The 18,879-nt window shown below is 62.2% G+C and carries 14 protein-coding genes; 8 read left to right on the forward strand and 6 right to left on the reverse strand.

What is annotated here, in order from left to right:
- The first annotated feature begins 56 nt into the window (after nt 1–56).
- The 5 genes from SINAR_RS0127535 (at nt 57) to SINAR_RS0127555 (ending at nt 5,326) form a co-directional block, all read left to right on the forward strand.
- A complete protein-coding gene (locus SINAR_RS0127535) occupies nt 57–1,190 on the forward strand; it encodes an aminomethyl transferase family protein (protein WP_028002071.1) in 1,134 nt (377 codons plus the stop codon).
- Nucleotides 1,191–1,201: 11 nt separating this feature from the next.
- Nucleotides 1,202–1,807 carry a dimethylamine monooxygenase subunit DmmA family protein gene (locus tag SINAR_RS0127540; protein ID WP_028002072.1) on the forward strand — a complete coding sequence of 202 codons (606 nt, stop codon included), beginning with the start codon at nt 1,202–1,204 and terminating at the stop codon, nt 1,805–1,807.
- Nucleotides 1,804–2,769: a PDR/VanB family oxidoreductase gene (locus SINAR_RS0127545; protein ID WP_028002073.1), complete on the forward strand. Its 966-nt coding sequence runs from the start codon at nt 1,804–1,806 to the stop codon at nt 2,767–2,769. The genes SINAR_RS0127540 and SINAR_RS0127545 overlap by 4 nt, the downstream gene beginning before the upstream one ends.
- Before the next feature lie 110 nt (nt 2,770–2,879).
- Nucleotides 2,880–3,920, forward strand: coding sequence for a heme-dependent oxidative N-demethylase family protein (locus tag SINAR_RS0127550; protein WP_028002074.1), 1,041 nt, complete (start codon nt 2,880–2,882; stop codon nt 3,918–3,920).
- Nucleotides 3,921–3,988: 68 nt separating this feature from the next.
- Nucleotides 3,989–5,326, forward strand: coding sequence for a trimethylamine monooxygenase (locus SINAR_RS0127555; protein ID WP_028002075.1), 1,338 nt, complete (start codon nt 3,989–3,991; stop codon nt 5,324–5,326).
- 96 nt (nt 5,327–5,422) lie between these two features.
- Here the strand turns inward: SINAR_RS0127555 and SINAR_RS0127560 are convergent, their stop codons facing one another.
- Entirely contained in the window at nt 5,423–7,792 is a 2,370-nt protein-coding gene (locus SINAR_RS0127560) for a trimethylamine N-oxide demethylase (RefSeq protein WP_028002076.1), read from the reverse strand.
- Between the two features lie 233 nt (nt 7,793–8,025).
- On the opposite strand from SINAR_RS0127560, the gene SINAR_RS0127565 reads away from it, so the two are divergent.
- The gene (locus SINAR_RS0127565; protein ID WP_028002077.1) at nt 8,026–9,810 is read left to right on the forward strand and encodes a trimethylamine N-oxide permease; all 1,785 of its coding nucleotides are present in this window, start codon (nt 8,026–8,028) and stop codon (nt 9,808–9,810) included.
- A gap of 108 nt (nt 9,811–9,918) precedes the next feature.
- Here SINAR_RS0127565 and SINAR_RS01000000133950 read toward each other — a convergent pair whose 3' ends face one another.
- The 3 genes from SINAR_RS01000000133950 to araD all read right to left on the reverse strand — a co-directional run bounded on the left by SINAR_RS01000000133950 (nt 9,919) and on the right by araD (nt 15,096).
- Nucleotides 9,919–12,372, reverse strand: a complete 2,454-nt coding sequence (locus SINAR_RS01000000133950; RefSeq protein ID WP_050577559.1) for a phosphoketolase family protein — start codon at nt 12,370–12,372, stop codon at nt 9,919–9,921.
- A gap of 149 nt (nt 12,373–12,521) precedes the next feature.
- Complete coding sequence (locus SINAR_RS0127580) at nt 12,522–13,307, reverse strand: NAD-dependent epimerase/dehydratase family protein (RefSeq protein ID WP_028002078.1); 786 nt, start codon at nt 13,305–13,307, stop codon at nt 12,522–12,524.
- Between the two features lie 64 nt (nt 13,308–13,371).
- The gene (araD, locus tag SINAR_RS0127585; RefSeq protein ID WP_028002079.1) at nt 13,372–15,096 is read right to left on the reverse strand and encodes an L-arabinonate dehydratase; all 1,725 of its coding nucleotides are present in this window, start codon (nt 15,094–15,096) and stop codon (nt 13,372–13,374) included.
- 77 nt (nt 15,097–15,173) lie between these two features.
- On the opposite strand from araD, the gene SINAR_RS0127590 reads away from it, so the two are divergent.
- Both SINAR_RS0127590 and SINAR_RS0127595 read left to right on the forward strand, forming a co-directional pair.
- Nucleotides 15,174–15,896 carry a FadR/GntR family transcriptional regulator gene (locus SINAR_RS0127590; protein WP_028002080.1) on the forward strand — a complete coding sequence of 241 codons (723 nt, stop codon included), beginning with the start codon at nt 15,174–15,176 and terminating at the stop codon, nt 15,894–15,896.
- A gap of 306 nt (nt 15,897–16,202) precedes the next feature.
- Nucleotides 16,203–17,087 carry an SMP-30/gluconolactonase/LRE family protein gene (locus SINAR_RS0127595; RefSeq protein WP_028002081.1) on the forward strand — a complete coding sequence of 295 codons (885 nt, stop codon included), beginning with the start codon at nt 16,203–16,205 and terminating at the stop codon, nt 17,085–17,087.
- Between the two features lie 25 nt (nt 17,088–17,112).
- On the opposite strand, the gene SINAR_RS0127600 is transcribed toward SINAR_RS0127595, so the two are convergent.
- Nucleotides 17,113–17,754, reverse strand: a complete 642-nt coding sequence (locus tag SINAR_RS0127600; protein ID WP_028002082.1) for a glutathione S-transferase family protein — start codon at nt 17,752–17,754, stop codon at nt 17,113–17,115.
- A gap of 26 nt (nt 17,755–17,780) precedes the next feature.
- Nucleotides 17,781–18,860, reverse strand: coding sequence for an ABC transporter ATP-binding protein (locus tag SINAR_RS0127605; RefSeq protein ID WP_028002083.1), 1,080 nt, complete (start codon nt 18,858–18,860; stop codon nt 17,781–17,783).
- Nucleotides 18,861–18,879 lie beyond the last annotated feature (19 nt).

Genomic DNA, 18,879 nt, shown 5'->3' on the forward strand with positions numbered 1-18,879 from the left:
AATTCTGAATATAGTCAGGAAATAAATATTCCGTATGGGAAAAATGAGGGAACGAAATGGCTTTATCCTGGCGTTTTTCCGCCCTGGCGGACCGGCATCGCGCTCTCGGATCGAAACTGGAGGACTGGAGCGGCATGGGAACCGCCTGGACCTACGAGAAGGACATGTCGGAAGAGCATGTCGCGATCCGCACGAAGGCCGGGATCATGGATGTTTCGGGCCTGAAGAAGGTGCATCTGGTCGGTCCGCATGCCATCGCCGTGCTCGACTACATCACCACCCGCGACATGACGAAGATCTATCCCGGTCGCTCGGTCTATGCCTGCATGCTGAACGATCGCGGCCATTTCACCGACGACTGCATCGTGTATCGCACCGGCCCGAATTCCTGGATGCTGGTCCACGGTTCCGGCTCCGGCTACGAGGAGATCGTGAAGCAGGCTGCGGGCCGCAATTGCGCAGTCCTGTTCGACGACGACCTGCATGATCTTTCGCTGCAGGGCCCGCTTGCGGTCGACTATCTTGCCAAATATGTGCCAGGCATCCGCGACCTTAAATATTTCCACCACATGCAGACGACGCTCTTCGGCGCTCCCGTCATGATCTCACGCACCGGCTATACCGGAGAGCGTGGTTATGAAATCTTCGTGCGCGGGCAGGATGCGGTGATGGTCTGGGATCGCATCGTCGCGGAAGGCAAGGAGATGGGCATCATCCCCTGCTGTTTCAGCGTGCTCGACATGCTGCGGGTCGAAAGCTACCTGCTCTTTTATCCTTACGACAATTCGCAGATGTATCCCTTCGCCGATCAGCCCCCCGGCGACAGCCTTTGGGAACTCGGCCTCGATTTCACCGTCAGCCCCGGCAAGACCGGCTTCCGCGGTGCCGAGGAGCATGCGCGCCTGAAAGGCAAGGAACGCTTCAAGATCTTCGGCATGCTGATCGATGCCGAGGGTCCGGCCGATCTTGGCGACGAAGTCTATGCCGAGGGCAAGAAGGTCGGTGTAATCACCTGCCCGAGCTATTCGACGCTGACGAAGAAGTCCATGGCGATTGCCCGTCTGGACGTCGACAAAGCCGTCCAGGGCGCGAAGCTTGAGGTGCACGGCAAGAACCTCAACGCCAGAGCGATCGCCCACACGCTGACCTTCGACGATCCGGAGAAGAAGAAGAGGACGGCCGTGGGCTAGGGGAGGCGGCCATGCTTGTCGAAGGCATTAAGAGCCGTCCGGTCTATACGGGCCTTTCCATCCAGCCGCGCGCCCGGCGGCACATCTTCGCACTGGAAGGGGAGGGCGCTCAAGCCCTCCTCGCCCGGAAGTCGGCACTCGACGACACGGCGCTATCCCGCAGCGAGATCCTCTATGTCGCGCGCGGCTCGCAGGGCAGGGGAAACGACGAGACGCTGCGCGCGCTTGGCGCAGATATGTTCTTCGTGGCCCCGACGATCGCGACGCTGCTGTTCCGCCTCAGGGGGACGCTGACGACCGCCCATATGGGGACTCGGCTTTATATCGCCGGCACGGAGGGCTTCATCGGCCAGGCGATGATGGTGGCGCTCGATCACGGCATGGACCATGCCTCGATCATCGCCGAACACCGCGGCTCGCTGGCCCGCCGCGTACAATGTGTCCACTGCAAAGGCATAACCGAGGACGTCACCCACAGCCCCTTCCCCTGCGGCCATTGCGGCCTGCCGCTTCTCGTACGCGACCATTACTCGCGGCGTCTCGGAGCCTTTCAGGGCGTCAATATCGATGCGGAAGAACCCGGCAGCGCGCCCGATCCGGAGGAGTTGTTCCTGTGAGCGGTGGTACTGAAATTCCCGTCCGAGTGACCAGGGTGACGCCGGTCGCTCATCGCATCAAACGCTTCCGTTTCGAGCGCCTCGACGGCCGGCCGATGCCCCATTTCTCCGGTGGCGCCCACGTCATCGTTTCGATGAACGACAATGGTCACGTCCGGCGCAATGCCTATTCGCTGATGTCGGCGCCATATGATTGCTCGGCCTACGAGATCAGCGTGCTGCATGTCGAGGATTCCCGCGGCGGCTCGTCCTTCATGCACGAGAAGGTGCGCGAAGGCGACGAAATGAGGGTTTCCCATCCCGTCAACCTGTTTCAGCCGGATTGGCGCGGCCGAAAGCATCTGCTGATTGCCGGCGGCATCGGGATTACGCCCTTCATCGCCATGATGGAGCAGTTTTCCCGCGAGGGCGCCTGTTTCGAAATGCATTATGCCATTCGAACGCGCGACCGCGGCGCTTACTGCGAGGACCTCGTCGCCCGTTATGGACCGCATCGGGTGAAGATCTATTGCGATGCCGAAGACAATCGCATTCCGGTCGCCCGCTTGCTCGACAGCCAGCCGCTCGGCACGCATCTCTATGTCTGCGGTCCCGCGGGCATGATCGACGGCGTACTCAAGACCGGGCTGGAGGCTGGCTGGCCGGAGCAGAACCTGCATTCCGAGCGCTTTCTGTCCGCCCAGCCCGGCAAGCCATTTTCAATCGCGCTGACGCGCTCCGGCAAGACCGTCCATGTCGGTCATCACGAGAGCATGCTGGAGGCGATCGAGGCGGCCGGCATCGACGCGCCCTTTCTCTGTCGCGGCGGTGCCTGCGGGCAGTGCGAAACGATGGTCGCCCTCTGCGACGGCAAGCTGCTGCACAACGACGTCTATCTGACCGAGGAAGAAAAGGCTTCCGGCCGGAAGGTGATGCTCTGCGTCTCCCGATTCGAGGGAAAGGCTTTGCATCTCGACCTCTAGAGCCGTTCCAGGAAAACCGTCCAACGGTTCTCCGCCCAGAAATGCGTGGTTTCAAAGATTCGGATTGTTCGACGAAACGATCCGTCGGGCCGATCAGGAGGAGAACGGGCATGGCAATCGCCTTCAAGCAGGAAACGTTCCGGGACGATTTCAGCTATCGCAACAGTCCGGAAAACATCCGGCGCTTTCCGTTTCCCTTCGACCGCGACGAGTACATGTACGCGGTCAATATGGAACCGCATGTGAAGGGGCAGAAGGGCACCGCCTTCGAAAGCCTGATCGACGTCGATGAGCACTACGTCGCCGAGATGCACGATCGGGCTCTGGTTCTGAAAGAGGACCCGCTGCGCTACCAGGCGTTGCCACATATGATGACAGCCCAATGGGATACGCTGGAACTTCTGATGGAGGAGCAGGCCGCCGGTTTTCCCGAACATTTCACGCTCACCAGGAACGGCGATCAATGGCGCTGGATCAACCGGCCGCTCGGCATCGACGACACCTTCACCTTCGGCGATCGCTCGACGCTGCCCTATGAACCGCTCGAATACATCACCCGCCAGGCGCAGGGGGACTTCTGCATCGTCGACCAGCGCGACGGCAATCTCTGGATGGATGCCGGCATGGTCACGACCCAGGCCGACTGGTCGCTCGACTTCGACATCGGCATGAATTTCATGGAATGGCACGGACCGGTGCCGCTCGCTCATCAGATGGGCGTCTTCGACCGCGCATTGAAATTCCTCCTGAATCTGCAGCAGGGCAAGCCTACCCGCCGCTTCAACTGGACGATGACGATCAATCCGCGCCTCGATACGAGCCCGGAAAACTACCCTAAATGGGGTCCGGACCGAGCGACGGTCACGCCGGAAAACGTCGGCGAGAAGGTGCATCTGCGCGTCGAGGTGCAGAGCCTGTGGCGCCTGCCGCGCTCGAACGCCATTCTCTTCGTCATCCGCTGCTATCTGATGAATATGAGTGAGCTCGTGACGGTCCCGAAATGGGCGCGCCGCTTTCCGCGCGTGCTCAGCACGCTGCCGCCGGAGCTCATCGATTACAAGGGTCTGACGCGCTATCGCCAGACCACTATCGACTGGCTTTCGAAATTCGACGACGGCGCGCCGACCAGTCCCGGCACATTCCCGGATTGACGCCCTTTCCAGCGCCAAGACGACTGCATGCAATTGCAACTTCCATAAAAGCAAAAGGGGAATGCGTCATGACAAGAGTTGCCGTCATCGGTGCCGGTCCATCGGGCCTTGCCCAGTTGCGGGCCTTCCAGTCGGCCGCCCAGAAGGGTGCCGAGATTCCGGAAATCGTCTGCTATGAAAAGCAGTCCGACTGGGGAGGACTGTGGAATTATACCTGGCGCACCGGGCTGGACGAATATGGAGAGCCGGTGCACGGCAGCATGTATCGCTATCTCTGGTCGAACGGCCCGAAGGAATGCCTGGAATTTGCGGACTACACCTTCGAGGAGCACTTCGGCAAGCCGATCGCCTCCTACCCGCCGCGCGCGGTGCTGTGGGATTATATCAAGGGCCGTGTCGAGAAGGCGAATGTGCGCGACTGGGTGCGTTTCAATACCCCGGTGCGGATGGTGCACTTCGACGAAGAGACGAAGAAATTCACGGTTACCGCCCATAACCGCCTCGAAGACCGCATGTATGACGAGAAATTCGACTATGTGGTCGTTGCGAGCGGTCACTTCTCGACACCGCACGTTCCTTACTTTGAAGGCGTGAAAACCTTCAACGGCCGCGTTCTGCATGCCCACGATTTCCGCGATGCGCTGGAATTCAAGGGTAAGGACGTTCTCATTGTCGGCCGTAGCTACTCGGCTGAGGATATCGGTTCGCAATGCTGGAAGTATGGGGCGAAATCGGTAACGACGAGCTACCGCTCAAAGCCGATGGGCTTCAACTGGCCGGAAAACTTCGAGGAACGACCGCTGCTGACGAAGCTCGAAAACAAGACGGCTCATTTCGCGGACGGCTCGACCAGGGAAGTGGACGCGCTGATCCTGTGCACCGGCTATCAGCACCATTTTCCGTTCCTGCCGGATGAACTCAGGCTCAAGACCGCCAACCGCCTTTGGGCCGACCATCTCTACAAGGGCGTGGTGTTCGACAGGAATCCGCAGCTCTTCTACATCGGCATGCAGGATCAGTTCTACACTTTCAACATGTTCGACGTGCAGGCCTGGTGGGCGCGCGACGTCATGATGGGCCGCATCGAGCTGCCGCCGGAAGAGGAATTGAAGGCGAATTTCGACATATGGCGCGCCCGCGAGGAAACGCTCGAACATGCCGAGGAGATGATCTGGTATCAGGGCGACTATGTGAAGGAACTGCTCGCCGAAACCGATTATCCGAGCTTCGATATCGAAGGGGTCAACCGCACCTTCATGAAATGGGAGCACCACAAGGCGGAAAACATCATGGGTTTTCGCGACAATGCCTATCGGTCGCTGATGACAGGCAATATGTCGCCCAAGCATCACACGCCCTGGGTGGAAGCGCTTGACGATTCTCTGGAGGAATATCTGCGCGCGTGACGATCTTCGGCTTGGCGGAATGCCCTTCCCACTCGTGGGAGGGGCAAGATTCCACTCGCGCGACGGCAAGGCTTACAGAGGGTTTCCCAAATAGGTTCAGGAGCGCGGCCGCTTCTTCTGCGGATCGTAGTGCGACATCGGCACGACGACTGCGGGCAGGCGCTTCTGCTGGCCGTCGAGCTTGCCGATCTCCACCTGCGTGCCGACCGCCGCATGCGTAACGTCGATCCGGGCAAGCGCGATCGCCTTGCCGAGGACCGGTGAGCGGGTGGCACTGGTGATGACGCCGATCTGTGCGCGCCCGACATGCACGCAGTCGCCGTGGCCGACCGCCTCGTTCGCCTGTATGTCGAGGCCGACCATCAGGTGGCGCGGGTTTTCCTTGCGGCGGATCAGCGCTTCGCGGCCGATGAAATCGTCCTGCTTGGACTTCAGCGGCACCGTGAAGCCGATACCGGCCTCGAACGGGTCGGTCTGATCGTCGAAGTCGTAATGAGCGAAGATCAGGCCCGCCTCGATGCGGACCATGTCGAGCGCTTCCAGCCCCATCGGCTTAAGCCCATGCGGCTCGCCGGCCAGCCGGACCGCGTCAAAAACGGTCAGGGCATCTTTGGGATGGCAGAATATCTCATAGCCGAGCTCGCCGGTATAGCCGGTGCGCGAGACGACGATGGGCGCGCCGTCGAAGCCTCCGATGCGGCCGACTGCAAAGCGGAACCATTCGAGCTCGCCGATCGTGGGCTGACGTGGTGCCGTCCAGACGATCTCCTTGAGGATGTCGCGGCTTTTCGGGCCTTGAACGGCAATATTGTGCATCTGGTCGGTCGAGGAACGCACCCAGGCTTTGAAGCCTTTCTTCTCCGCCTGCTCGCGCAGCCAGATGCCGCTGTAATCGTCCCCGCCGATCCAGCGGAAGTTCTTGTCGCCGAGACGGAAAAGGGTGCCGTCGTCGATCATGCCGCCATGCTCGTAGCACATCGCGGAATAGACGACCTGGCCGGTCGAAAGCTTGCGCACGTCGCGCGTCAGGCAATATTGCAGCAATTCTTCGGCATCCGGACCCGTGACCTCGAACTTGCGCAGCGGCGAGAGATCGATGATTGCCGCGCGTTCCCGGCAGGCCCAGTATTCCTCGACCGGCCCCTCCGAGGAAAACCGGCTCGGCAGCCAATAGCCGCGATATTCAGCATAGTCTCGCGTCAGCGCCGAGAAGCGGGAGTGAAAGGCGGTTTCACGCGTCAGTTCGGGATCGGCATCGGGTGTCATGCGATAGGCTACCGCTCGTGAGAATTGCTCTTTTCCGGAAAAGGTCCGGACGTGGATGTCGGTCGGATCCCAGCCGTTTGCCGCGTCGATATCGTCGGGACAGGAGGAGGAGACGCAGACGAGGTCGGTCAGAGCCCGCATCAGCACGTAGTCGCCCGCACGCGACCAGGGCTCATCGAGATAGAGCTGGTTGTTGTGGTCGATATTGGTGTTGTAGAAATAGTTGAGCGCCTCCCAGCCCTTGCGGCCGGGAATGCCATAAGGCGCAAGCGCCGCGTTGAAATTGTCCGTACAGTTGACGTGGCCGGGATAGCCCATGTCATCGTAATAGCGCGAATTGCAGGCGGTGGCGAAAGCGTCGTGACGGCCAACCGTGTCCTGTACGATCTCCACCAGCGGCTCGAAATCGCGATCGAAAGCCCTGGACGGCAGGCCCGGGGCCGGGTAGCTGCGCCCGAGCAGGGTACGGGTGACGGTTGAGTCGAGAGCCAGGTCGAGACCCTTGTCGACCTTGCGTGCGGCAAAGGCCTGAAAGTCCGTGCACTGGCGGCCATAGACGTCGATGATCTGTATGAATTCTCCGGCCCGCACGAAATATGCCGACGCGGTTGCAGCCCTGATGCGGATGTCCTCGATCGGATCGGCCAGCGGCTCCGGCAAGGCGGAGGCATAATCGCGGACCACCTTGCTGCGGCGGACTCTGACCTCGATGGGCGTTGCCGTGTCCTGTGCCTCGGGCGACATCGACTCTGCGGGTGCGGCAACGATCAGCAGCCCCTTCAGCGCGATCGTGAATTCGACCCTGCTGCCCGGTTTGGATCGCTCCCCGAAAATGCGCAGGGCGCCGGCCGTGGCCAGGTCCGCGCCGCGGCGCCGAAGCGCGCTGCGAATGCGAAGCGTGCCCGCTTCTTCGCGGGAGAGAATGGCCTTGAGGCCCTCGGCGGCATTGGTGAACGCCGCGCCGAGGCCTGCCGCCTGGAAGCGGCCGTCTTCGTCAAGGAAGGAAAGCTCGCATGCCTGGCAGCCCTCGGCATCGGTGACCGTCACCAGGTCTCCCGCTTCGACGCGCACGACCAGCGAGCCGCCACCCTTGCACCGGTAGCGTTCGGTGCCCTTCGGCAGCGCCGGGAAGCCCGGATAGCGGATGATGCTCGCCGAAACGGGCCTCGCTCCAAGCATCCCAGGACGGCGATCTTCCATAACTTCCTCGCCCGAATGTTGGCCCCTGCCCGGATCATGCTGGCAAAATCGCGAGCGGAAGTAAAGGAGATATATTGACTATGAAGAAACTTTCTTCACTATGCATAAACGGCCGGATCTGAATTCAATGCATAAATGGGGCCACCAAAACATCGGGCCGGCTGCCGTGGGAGGCACGTTCAGGGAGACGTATCGAAGAACACGTCCGGAACAAATAAAAGGGGAATTCAGCGATGACAGATGTGGTGAACGCCGGCATTGCTGCCGGCACCGAGGGGAAGCTTATACGCGCGCTCGACTGGAAGGGCGCGTTCTGGGTGGCAGCTGGCGTGCCGCCGCTCGTGCTCTTCTCCATCGGCGGCATTGCCGGAACGACCGGCAAGCTGGCCTTCGCGGTCTGGATCATTTCGATGATCATGGGCTTCCTGCAATCCTTCACCTATGCGGAAATCGCCGGGATGTTCGCCAACAAGTCCGGCGGCGCCTCGATCTATGGAGCGACCGCATGGCTGCGCTATTCGAAATTCATCGCTCCGCTTTCCGTCTGGTGCAATTGGTTCGCGTGGTCGCCGGTACTTTCGCTCGGCTGCGTGATCGCCGCGGGCTATATCCTCAACGCCCTCTTCCCGATTCCTGCGGCGGATTCGCAGGCAGTGCTCGACTGGATCGGCGCCCACGCCGCCTCCGTCACCGCCGATAGCCCCCGTGTCGCCGAGTATCTCGCGGCCCATGCCGGCACCGCGCCGGAAGATGCCGTCAAGGCGGTTCTTGCAACGGACGGCGTAGCGGCGCTGACGCCTGTGATCCGCAGCTGGTCGCTGGTGAGCTTCAGCATTCCCTTCCTCGCCACGGCCAATATCAACGCCACCTTCCTGATCGGCGGCATCCTGATGCTGATCATCTTCGCGATCCAGCATCGCGGCATCGCCGGGACCGCCAGCGTTCAGAAGTGGCTCGCCATGCTCGTCCTCATTCCCCTGCTGATCATCGGCATCTATCCGATCGTCAGCGGCCATATCGTTGCCTCCAACGTCACCGGCCTCGTGCCACCGACTGCGGCCTATTCCGGCGAGGACGGCACCTGGAGCAATGGCGGCTGGACGCTCTTTCTCGGTGGCCTCTATATCGCCGCCTGGTCGACTTACGGGTTCGAAACAGCGGTCTGCTATACGCGCGAACTGAAGAACCCCCGGACCGACACCTTCAAGGCCATCTTCTATTCCGGCCTCATCTGCTGCCTGTTCTTCTTCCTCGTGCCCTTCGCCTTTCAGGGGGTGCTTGGTCACGCCGGCATGCTGGCGCCCGGCATCATCGACGGCACGGGTGTAGCCGAGGCGCTCGGCGGCCTGATCGGCGCCGGCCGCATCGTCACCCAGCTTCTCGTCGTTCTGATGATTCTGGCGCTCTTCCTCGCCATCATGACGGCGATGGCCGGCTCCTCGCGCACGCTTTACCAGGGCTCGAAGGACGGCTGGCTGCCCAAATATCTCGACCATGTGAACGAGAACGGCGCGCCGACCCGCGCTATGTGGACCGACTTCGCTTTCAACCTCTTCCTGCTTGCCATCGCCTCGGATGTCGGCGGCTACTTCTTCGTGCTGGCCGTCTCCAATGTCGGCTACATCATCTTCAACTTCCTGAACCTCAACTCCGGCTGGATCCACCGTATCGACTCCGGCCATATCGAGCGGCCCTGGAAGGCGCCGACCTGGCTGATTGGCCTGAACACCGTGCTGGCCTTCGTGAACGCGCTCTTCCTTGGCGCCGGCGCCAAGGTCTGGGGCTACTCCAATGCACTGTGGGTCGGCTTCATCTTCGCCGCGCTCATCCTGCCGGTCTTCGCCTATCGCCACTATTTTCAGGATCGCGGCAGGTTCCCGCTCGAAGCCATGGAGGATCTCGGTCTCTCCGGACAGAATCTCGGTGTCAGGAAGGCGGGCATGTTACCCTATCTGGCGCTCGGCGCAGGCATCGCCATCGTGCTGTTCGCCAACTGGTTCTTCCAGCTGCCGGCCTGAATTCGGGGGCGGCACTCTCTGCATCAGACCCTGGGACCGAAAGATAGAAAAAGGCCCGCCTCGGCGGGCCTTTCGCCGTGGTGACATGTCGAGTTGCGGAAGCGCGTCTCAGACATTGTCGCCCTCAGTCGATGTTCCCTGTGCGTTACCGGTATCGTCCCGGCCCCATCTCCAGCCACTGATCGCCGGCATGTCCTCGCCGTATCTTTCGATATGGTGCCTGTGGTCGATCAGCCGCTCGTGAATCGCCTGCTTGAAATAGGCGGCGCGGGCGCCGAGTTGGGGCAGCCGGTCGATGACGTCCTCGACCAGATGGAACCGGTCCAGATGGTTGAGCACAACCATGTCGAAGGGCGTCGTCGTCGTCCCCTCTTCCTTGTAGCCGCGGACATGCAGATTGGCATGGTTCGTGCGGCGATAGGTGAGGCGGTGGATCAGCCAGGGATAGCCATGGAAGGCGAAGATGATCGGCTTGTCCTTGGTGAACAGCGCGTCGAAGTCGCGGTCCGGCAGGCCGTGCGGGTGTTCCGCGGACGGCTGCAGCTTCATCAGATTGACGACGTTGATCACCCGCACCTTCAATTCCGGCAGGTGTTCGCGCAGCAATTGCGCGGCGGCGAGCGTCTCCAGCGTCGGGACATCGCCGCAGCATGCCATGACGACATCCGGCTCGCAGCCCTTGTCGTTGCTTGCCCATTCCCAGATGCCCAGCCCCTCGGTGCAATGCTTCACCGCCTGGTCCATGGTCAGCCATTGCGGCGAAGGTTGCTTGCCGGCGACGACGACGTTGATGTAGTTGCGGCTCCTCAGACAATGATCCGTCACCGACAGCAGCGTGTTGGCGTCCGGCGGCAGATAGACGCGGATGATGTCCGCCTTCTTGTTGACCACGTGATCGATGAAGCCGGGGTCCTGATGGCTGAAGCCGTTATGGTCCTGGCGCCAGACATGCGAGCTCAGGAAATAGTTCAAGGAAGCGATCGGGCGCCGCCACGGGATTTCGTTGCAGACCTTCAGCCATTTGGCGTGCTGGTTGAACATCGAATCGATGATGTGAATGAAGGCTTCGTAGCAGGAAAAGAAGCCATGGCGTCCGGTCAGCAGGTAGCCTTCGAGCCAGCCCTGGCATTGATGCTCGCTCAGGACCTCCATCAGCCGTCCGTCCGGCGACAGATGGTCGTCTTCCGGATAGATATCGCCCATGAAACAGCGATCCGTAACCTCGAGCACGTCCTGCCAGCGGTTCGAGTTGTTCTCGTCCGGACTGAACAGGCGGAAGTTCCCGGACGCCAGGTTGAGCTTCATCACGTCGCGCAGATAGCTGCCCATCACGCGGGCCGACTCGACCGTGGCCGCTCCGGGGTTTTGAACCGAAACCGCATAATCGCGGAAGTCGGGCATCTTCAGGTCGCGCAGCAACAGTCCGCCATTGGCATGCGGATTGTCGCTCATCCGGCGGCGGCCTGTCGGGGCAAGCGCCGCCAGTTCCGCCGTCAGCCGCCCTTCGCCGTCGAAGAGCTCCTCCGGCCGATAGCTCTTCATCCAGCCTTCGAGGATGCGGATATGCTCCGGCTTGTCCATGTCTCCCATCGGCACCTGATGCGATCGCCAGTAATCCTCGCATTTCTTGCCGTCGATCTCGGCCGGGCAGGTCCAGCCCTTGGGTGTGCGGAAGACGATCATGGGCCAGGCAGGACGTTTCAGATTGCCGTCGATCCGGGCGCCGGTCTGGATACGCCGGATATCGGCGAGCGCGGTATCGAGCGCGCCCGCCAGCTGCTGATGCACGTCTGCGGGATCATGACCTTCGACGAACAACGGCGCATAGCCCATGCCCTCGAAGAACTTCTGCAGTTCCGCTTTTGGAATGCGTGCGAGAAAACAGGGATTGGCGATCTTGTATCCGTTAAGATGCAGGATCGGCAGGACGCAGCCGTCGCGCGCCGGGTTCAGGAACTTGTTGCCGTGCCAGCCGGTCGCGAGCGGACCCGTTTCGGCTTCCCCGTCGCCCACGACGCAGGCGACGATCAGTTCGGGATTGTCGAAGGCCGCCCCATAGGCATGGCTCAATGCGTAGCCGAGCTCGCCGCCCTCGTGAATGCTGCCCGGCGTTTCCGGCGCGACATGGCTCGGGATGCCGCCGGGGAAGCTGAACTGCTTGAAGAGCTTCCGCAGGCCTTCGGCGTCCTGGCTGATGTCCGGATAGACCTCGCTATAGGTGCCTTCCAGATAGGCGTGGGCGACAAGCGAGGGTCCGCCATGCCCGGGGCCGATGACATACATCATCTCGAGATCGTCGCGCTTGATCACCCGGTTCAGGTGGACATAGAGCATGTTCAGACCCGGCGACGTACCCCAATGGCCAAGAAGCCGCGGTTTGATGTGCTCCCGCTTCAGCGGCTTGCGGAGAAGCGGGTTGTCCAGGAGGTAGATCTGCCCGACGGAGAGATAGTTCGACGCCCGCCAGTAGGCGTCCATCCGCTGAAGTTCGTCTGCAGACAAAGGATTGGCGGATAAGCGATTTTGGCCGGAAACGTCACCTGCCGTACTAGGGGAAGTCATGTATTCCTCCTGAAGCGAGAGCTCGGACAGCGGACGGTGCAACGAGCCGCCGAAGCTGCCGCTGCAGAATCTATGGCGGTGCGGCGCAAGGGCAATGCCGAGCGCAGCGGCGTGGACGGAAAGCCGTGGTTTCTTGTGGAACCGGTGCCTTAACCCGGCAACCTCGCCGCCGCATGACGCCCACCCTGATAGCGCACGCCGTGCGAAGGCTCCTCCTCGTGCTCTTCAATCTGTTGCCGGTAGGGTTCGCTGCTGTCCTGCGGGCGCCAGCCGAGGAAATCCGCATGCCCGTTAGACCACCAGACGTCCCGATTGGCGGAGACGCCGTAGAGCACCAGATGGCCGATTTTCGGGGCATGGAGAAGCCTGCGCACCAGCGCCAGGAAATCGCGCGGACTCAGCCAGGTGGACAGCATGCGCCGGTTCGTGGGTTCGGCGAAGCAGCTGCCGATCCTGAGGCAGGCGGTTTCCATGCCGTATTTATCGAAATAGAGCCGGGAAAGATCCTCGCCGAAGCACTTGCTGACGCCGTAAAGGCTGTCCGGCCGCCGCGGCGACAGGTGGTCGAGCGTCTCGCCCACCGGATGGAAGCCGGTCACATGATTGGTGCTCGCAAAGAGAATGCGGTTTATGCCGGCTTTTCGCGCCGCCTCGTAGAGATTGTAGGTGCCGAGGATGTTGGTCTGAAGAAGAGCGTCGAAGTCGGACTCCGCCGAGATCGCACCGAGATGCAGGATCGCATCGCAGCCGCGCACGAGTCGGCAAACCGCCTCGCGCTCGGCAAGGTCGCATTGCACGACTTCCTCACGCTCTCCGGCGGGAGAAAGCGCGGCGATATCCGAAAGGCGCAGAACCTCCGCGCAGTCCCGAAGCCCTTCCCGGGCATAGCGGCCGAGGCCGCCTGCGGCGCCGGTTATCAATAGTCGCGTTGTCATGCGTCAAGCCTGCCTCGCATCGGATCGCGTTGACCTAGGGCCAAATGACCGGTCGTCGTCGTGATCAATGAATCTCCGGTTCGGGCAGCTTATGGGGCGATTGCAGGAAGGTGAAGTCGCAGCCTTCCGGCGCCTGCTGGATATTTTCCGCATGCATCTTCAGATAGCCCCGCGAATAATCGCGCTCAGGCGGCTTCCATTCGGCGAGCCGGCGGCCGATTTCCGCCTGATCGACCTCGAGCGTGATCGTGCGGCGGGCAACGTCGAGCGCGATGATGTCGCCGTTGCGGACCGCCGCCAGCGGACCGCCGACATAGGCTTCCGGCGCCACATGGAGGATGCATGCGCCATAGCTGGTGCCGCTCATGCGGGCATCGGAAATGCGCACCATGTCGCGCACGCCCTCTTTCAGGAGCTTCCTCGGGATCGGCAGCATGCCCCATTCCGGCATGCCCGGTCCCCCGACGGGACCGGCATTGCGCAGGATCATGACCGTGTCGGCAGTGACGTCGAGATTTTCGTCGTTCACCGCTTCCATCATCGCGTCGCAGTCGTCGAAGACGAGCGCCGGTCCGCGGTGTTCGAGCAAGGCGGGGTCGGCCGCCGCGGGTTTCAAGACGCAGCCTTGCGGCGCCAGGTTCCCTTTGAGAATAGCCGTGCCGCCGCGCGCGGCCACCGGCCTGTCGAGCGGTCGGATCACCTCCGGCAGGTGGACCTCGGCCTCATCGAGAGCTCCGCCGATCGTGCCGATCACATTGCGTTCCCCGGTGTGCAGGAGCGGCTCCAATTGTTTCCAGAGCGCGATCAGACCGCCGGCGTAATAGAAGTCCTCCATCAGGAATTCGCCGGTCGGCCGGATGTTGCAGAGAACAGGGACCTGTGCCGATATGCGGTCGAAGTCGTCGAGCGTCAGCGGAACGCCGCAGCGCCGCGCCATCGCGATCAGATGGATCATCGCATTGGTCGAGCCGGCCATCGCCATATGCACGACGAGTGCATTCTCGAATGCTTTCGCCGTCAGAATGTCGGACGGTTTCAGGTCCTCGAAGACCATCTCGACAATGCGCGCGCCCGAGAGTGCGGCCATTCGCGCATGGCCGGCATCCGGCGCCGGAATAGCGGAAGCGCCGGGCAGCGAAAGGCCCAGCGTGTCGGCGAGCGCCGTCATCGTCGAGGCCGTGCCCATCGTCATGCACGTGCCGAAGGAGCGGGCGATGCCGCGCTCCATTTCGCTCCACTCATTCTCGGTGACGCGGCCGGCTTCCTTTTCCGCCCAGTATTTCCAGACGTCCGATCCGGACCCCAGCAACCGGCCGCGATAATTGCCGCGCAGCATCGGCCCGGCCGGCACGAAGATCGTCGGCAGGTCCACCTGGATCGCTCCCATGATCGTTCCCGGCGTGGTCTTGTCGCAGCCGGCAAGCAGTACGACGCCGTCTACCGGATGCGAGCGGATGAGCTCCTCCACCTCCATCGCCAGGAAATTGCGGTAGAGCATCGTCGTGGGCTTCACATAGGTCTCTGCCAGCGACATGGCCGGCAGCTCGATCGGAAAGCCGCCTGCCTGCCAGACGCCGCGCTTGACCTCCTCGGCCCGAGCCCTCAGATGCGCGTGGCACGGATTGATGTCGCTCCAGGTGTTGATGATTGCGATGACGGGCTTGTTTGCGAGTTCCGCATGGTCGTAGCCCATCTGGTAAAGGCGGGACCTGTGGCCGAAGGCGCGCAGGTCCTTGACGCCGAACCAGCGAAAGCTTCGAAAGTCCTCCGGCTTCTTGCGTCTGGTCATTGGCGGCCTCCTTTGCATTTCCGGGCGGGTCGGCTAGATTGAGCCTGTACAAAAAAATGACAGGTGAAGGCAGACCCTTGAACGACGTAACGTTGAAACTGAAGCCGGCACGGCGGGAGCGGCTTGCCGATGTTCTTTACGGGCAAATTCTCGAACAGATCGTCAGCGGCCAGATGGCCGAGGGCGCGAAACTGCCGTCCGAAGCACATATCTGCCGCGATTTTCAGGTTTCCCGTCCCGTCGTACGCGAGGCGCTGATGCGGCTGCAGGCCGACGGCCTCGTGGTTTCGCGCCAGGGCATCGGCACCTTCGTGAAGTCGCGTCCTTCCGACAAGCTCACCAGTCTCGCCGCCTCGGCCGAGATCGCGAGCTATCTCAGGGCGTTCGAGCCGCGGCTCGCGCTTGAGACGGAATGCGCGGGACTTGCCGCAATGCGCCGGACCAAGGCTCAGCTCAACCACATAGGCGAGGCGCTGGCGGCGCTGGAAGGCGCCTTCGCGCGCGGCGAAACGGGATGGGAAGAGGACTTCGCCTTTCACCACGCCGTGGCGGAAGCCGCGGGAAACGAACTTTTCCCGCGTCTTCTGGAAGAGCTGCGAGACATTCTCAGCGGCTCGATGCGCATGGCGCTCGGCCTGACGCGGCAGGGCTCCGATGACCGCCGCCGCCGTGTCCTCGAAGAGCACCGCAAAATTTTTTCGGCGATCGCGGGCCAGAACCGGGATCTCGCCCGCCTCTACATGCGCTACCATCTGACGGAATCGCGCGCCCGCATCACCGGGTCCCATGGCGATCTCTGATCCGGCCATGCTCCGATCCATGTCAAACGCCCGCCGATAGCCCGGCTCGATCATTTGCGGTCTCGCTCTGCGCCTCCAACCGACACGGTGCTGCGGCGAGCCGCGCAAAGCGGCAGGCCGATCGCGGTTTCGGGTGGTGTCTTCATGCAAATCTCCCGGCCGGTCTCCTGTATGTTTATTTTACAAGTTGAGCGAGGGCAAGGGCAATGATAGAGCAAACGACGGCGGCAGCGAATTCGAAAATGGGGCGTCAAGCGCAAGCCGCCGGCGGTTTCTGCCGCAGACGGTTCGGCGATGGTGGGAAACATGTCTTTCGATCTGACATTTGAATGTCTTCTGGAGGCGCGCTGCGATGTCGCCGAAAGCCCGGTTTTCGACGATCGCCGGAACTGGCTGTTCTTCGTCGATATCGGCCGCAGCGCCCTCCATCGCATGGAGCTTTCCGGCGCCGGCCACGTGGCATGGACCGTCGAGGGCGGCGCCTGCAGCATCGGCCTTGCGCATTCCGGCCGCCTCGTGCTGGCGCAGCGCGATCGCGTGGTTCTGTTCGACCCCGACATCGGCGCGATCACCGGCGAAATCGGTGCGATCGAGCCGGATATTGCGGACACGCGTCTCAACGATGGTAAGGTTGGGCCGGACGGCGCCTTCTGGGTGGGGACGATGCACGATGCGGGGGATCGCCGACCCGTCGCGTCGCTCTACCGGGTCTCGCCGGACGCTACGGTCGAACGGAAGGTAGAAGGCGTCATCTGTTCCAACGGCCTCGCCTGGAGCGGCGACGGTTCTCTCCTGTATCACTCGGACTCACGCGGGCCCTGGATCGACCGCTGGCAGTTCGATCCCGCAACGGGCGCGCTTTCCGGGCGCGGACGGCTGGCTGACCTTGACGAGGCGAGCGGCCGCCCGGACGGAGCCGCCATCGACGTGGAAGGCAATTACTGGAGCGCCGGCGTGTCGGCGGGCGTCATCAACCGCTTCTCGCCCGAGGGCCGTCTTGTCGGGACACATCGTTTTCCGGTGCCGGCGCCGACCATGCCCTGCTTTGCCGGACCGGACCTGAAGACGCTCCTCGTCACGTCGCTGCGCCCCGCGGGCATCGGAGAGGAAAGCCGCTCCGGCGGCATTTTCGTCGCAAGAAGCCCCGTGGCAGGTGTCGCCATCCGCCGTTTCGACGATCGTCGGCTTTGAGCTGTGCGCCTGCGGTTGAATTTAATCAGCGCCCCGGTATCGGAGGCAGTTCGGGCGCATCCAGACCCCTGAAGGGATCGCGCCAGGCATCGATCTCCTCGAGCCGGCCATACCAGCGCCAGACGGAAGGATAATCGCCGAGCGGCAATTCGGCGGCATCGTTGAAGGGCAGGAAGGTCGCCATTCGGAAATCCGCATAGGAAACCCTGTCTCCGACCAGCCAATCCCGCTCGGAAAGCGTGACCTCAAGTATAGCAGCAGCTTTACAGAACCTGCTCAGCCCCTCTTCGACCAGTCGCTGGTCCATCGGGCCGAGGCCGTAACGCTGTTTCGTGCCGCGCTCGAAATGGACGACATCGCACGCTCTCACGAAGTTCTCCTTGCCCCAGCTGAGCCAACGGATCATCTCGGGTTCGTCGTCGCCCGTGCGCCACAGATCCGAATGCGCCGCGCGTGAAAGCCGGCATGCGATCGCGTCGGCCTCCCAAAGGCTTTTCCCCGTCTCCACGAGAATGGGCAGCGAAAGGTTCGGGTTGAGCGGTCGATATCGCTCCGCCTGCCCCGGCGCGAAGGGTGAGGCGAACTCGAATTCGACCTCGGCTCCGAGATGGCGGGCCACCGCGACGGCAAGCCGAGGGTTGGGATTGCGGCTGTAGAACAGTTTCATCGGTGTCCGCCTTTCGACCGCTCCGCCTACATTGCCCTGCCATCGGCGCCGAAGACGTGGCAGCGCGACGGATCGAAGTGGACGGCGAGATTGGAACCGCGTTCAACCTTCTGCTGTCCCTCCAGCGCGACGGTCAGCTGCTGGCGATCCGGCGTAATCCCGTAGAGCATGGTTTCGCCTCCGAGGTTCTCGACGATCTCGACATTGATCGGAGCGAGCTGGATGCCGCCCTCGCGCGCGGCAAGATGCTCCGGCCGGATGCCGAATGTGACGTCCTGGCCCTGTGCCGCGTCGTTCAGGCGACGGGGAAGGCGGATCGTTCCGCCGCAGACCTCGAGCGCCGTTTCGCTTCCGGTGACGTCGGCGATGCGCGCCTTGAGGAAATTCATTTTGGGGCTGCCGATGAAGCCGGCGACGAAGCGGTTGACGGGATTGTTGTACAGATCGAGAGGCGCGCCCACCTGTTCGATCCGGCCGGAATTCAGGACGACGATCTTGTCGGCCATGGTCATGGCCTCAACCTGATCGTGCGTTACATAGATCATGGTGTTGCCGAGGTCCCGATGGAGCCTTGAGATCTCCACGCGCATCTGGACGCGCAGTTCCGCATCGAGGTTGGAAAGCGGCTCGTCGAAGAGGAAGATGCGCGGCTCGCGCACGATGGCGCGGCCGATCGCCACGCGCTGCCTCTGGCCGCCGGAAAGCGCCTTGGGTTTGCGGTCGAGCAGCTTTTCGATCTGCAGGATCTCGGCGGCCCGGCGCACCTTCGGTTCGATCTCGGCCTTCTTGTAGCCTGCTGTTTCGAGGCCGAAGGCGAGATTCTTGTAGACCGACATGTGCGGATAGAGCGCATAGGACTGGAACACCATGGCAATGCCGCGTCTGGCGGGGGCAACCTCGTTCATCCGGTCGCTGTCGAGCAGGAGCGTACCGCCGGAAATCTCCTCGAGCCCCGCGATCATGCGCAAGAGAGTCGACTTGCCGCAGCCGGACGGACCCACGAAGACGGCGAACTCGCCGGGGTCGATGGTCAGGTCGATGCCGTGGATCACGTCGAGCGCACCATAGCGCTTCTCGACCTTCTGAAGAACGACGCTCGTCGCCATTTCCAAGTCCTCCCTGCAG

Origin of the sequence: Sinorhizobium arboris LMG 14919, from assembly GCF_000427465.1 — a bacterium.
Lineage (GTDB): Bacteria > Pseudomonadota > Alphaproteobacteria > Rhizobiales > Rhizobiaceae > Sinorhizobium > Sinorhizobium arboris.

Bases quoted from the DNA above. Each gene is read 5' to 3' on its own strand.
- araD (WP_028002079.1), bottom strand. From the start codon at position 15,096: ATGACCAGACGCAAGAAGCCGGAGGACTTTCGAAGCTTTCGCTGGTTC.
- SINAR_RS0127600 (WP_028002082.1), bottom strand. From the start codon at position 17,754: ATGAAACTGTTCTACAGCCGCAATCCCAACCCTCGGCTTGCCGTCGCG.
- SINAR_RS0127550 (WP_028002074.1), top strand. From the start codon at position 2,880: ATGGCAATCGCCTTCAAGCAGGAAACGTTCCGGGACGATTTCAGCTAT.
- SINAR_RS0127540 (WP_028002072.1), top strand. From the start codon at position 1,202: ATGCTTGTCGAAGGCATTAAGAGCCGTCCGGTCTATACGGGCCTTTCC.
- SINAR_RS0127565 (WP_028002077.1), top strand. From the start codon at position 8,026: ATGACAGATGTGGTGAACGCCGGCATTGCTGCCGGCACCGAGGGGAAG.
- SINAR_RS0127560 (WP_028002076.1), bottom strand. From the start codon at position 7,792: ATGGAAGATCGCCGTCCTGGGATGCTTGGAGCGAGGCCCGTTTCGGCG.
- SINAR_RS0127580 (WP_028002078.1), bottom strand. From the start codon at position 13,307: ATGACAACGCGACTATTGATAACCGGCGCCGCAGGCGGCCTCGGCCGC.
- SINAR_RS0127555 (WP_028002075.1), top strand. From the start codon at position 3,989: ATGACAAGAGTTGCCGTCATCGGTGCCGGTCCATCGGGCCTTGCCCAG.
- SINAR_RS0127535 (WP_028002071.1), top strand. From the start codon at position 57: ATGGCTTTATCCTGGCGTTTTTCCGCCCTGGCGGACCGGCATCGCGCT.
- SINAR_RS0127595 (WP_028002081.1), top strand. From the start codon at position 16,203: ATGTCTTTCGATCTGACATTTGAATGTCTTCTGGAGGCGCGCTGCGAT.
- SINAR_RS01000000133950 (WP_050577559.1), bottom strand. From the start codon at position 12,372: ATGACTTCCCCTAGTACGGCAGGTGACGTTTCCGGCCAAAATCGCTTA.
- SINAR_RS0127605 (WP_028002083.1), bottom strand. From the start codon at position 18,860: ATGGCGACGAGCGTCGTTCTTCAGAAGGTCGAGAAGCGCTATGGTGCG.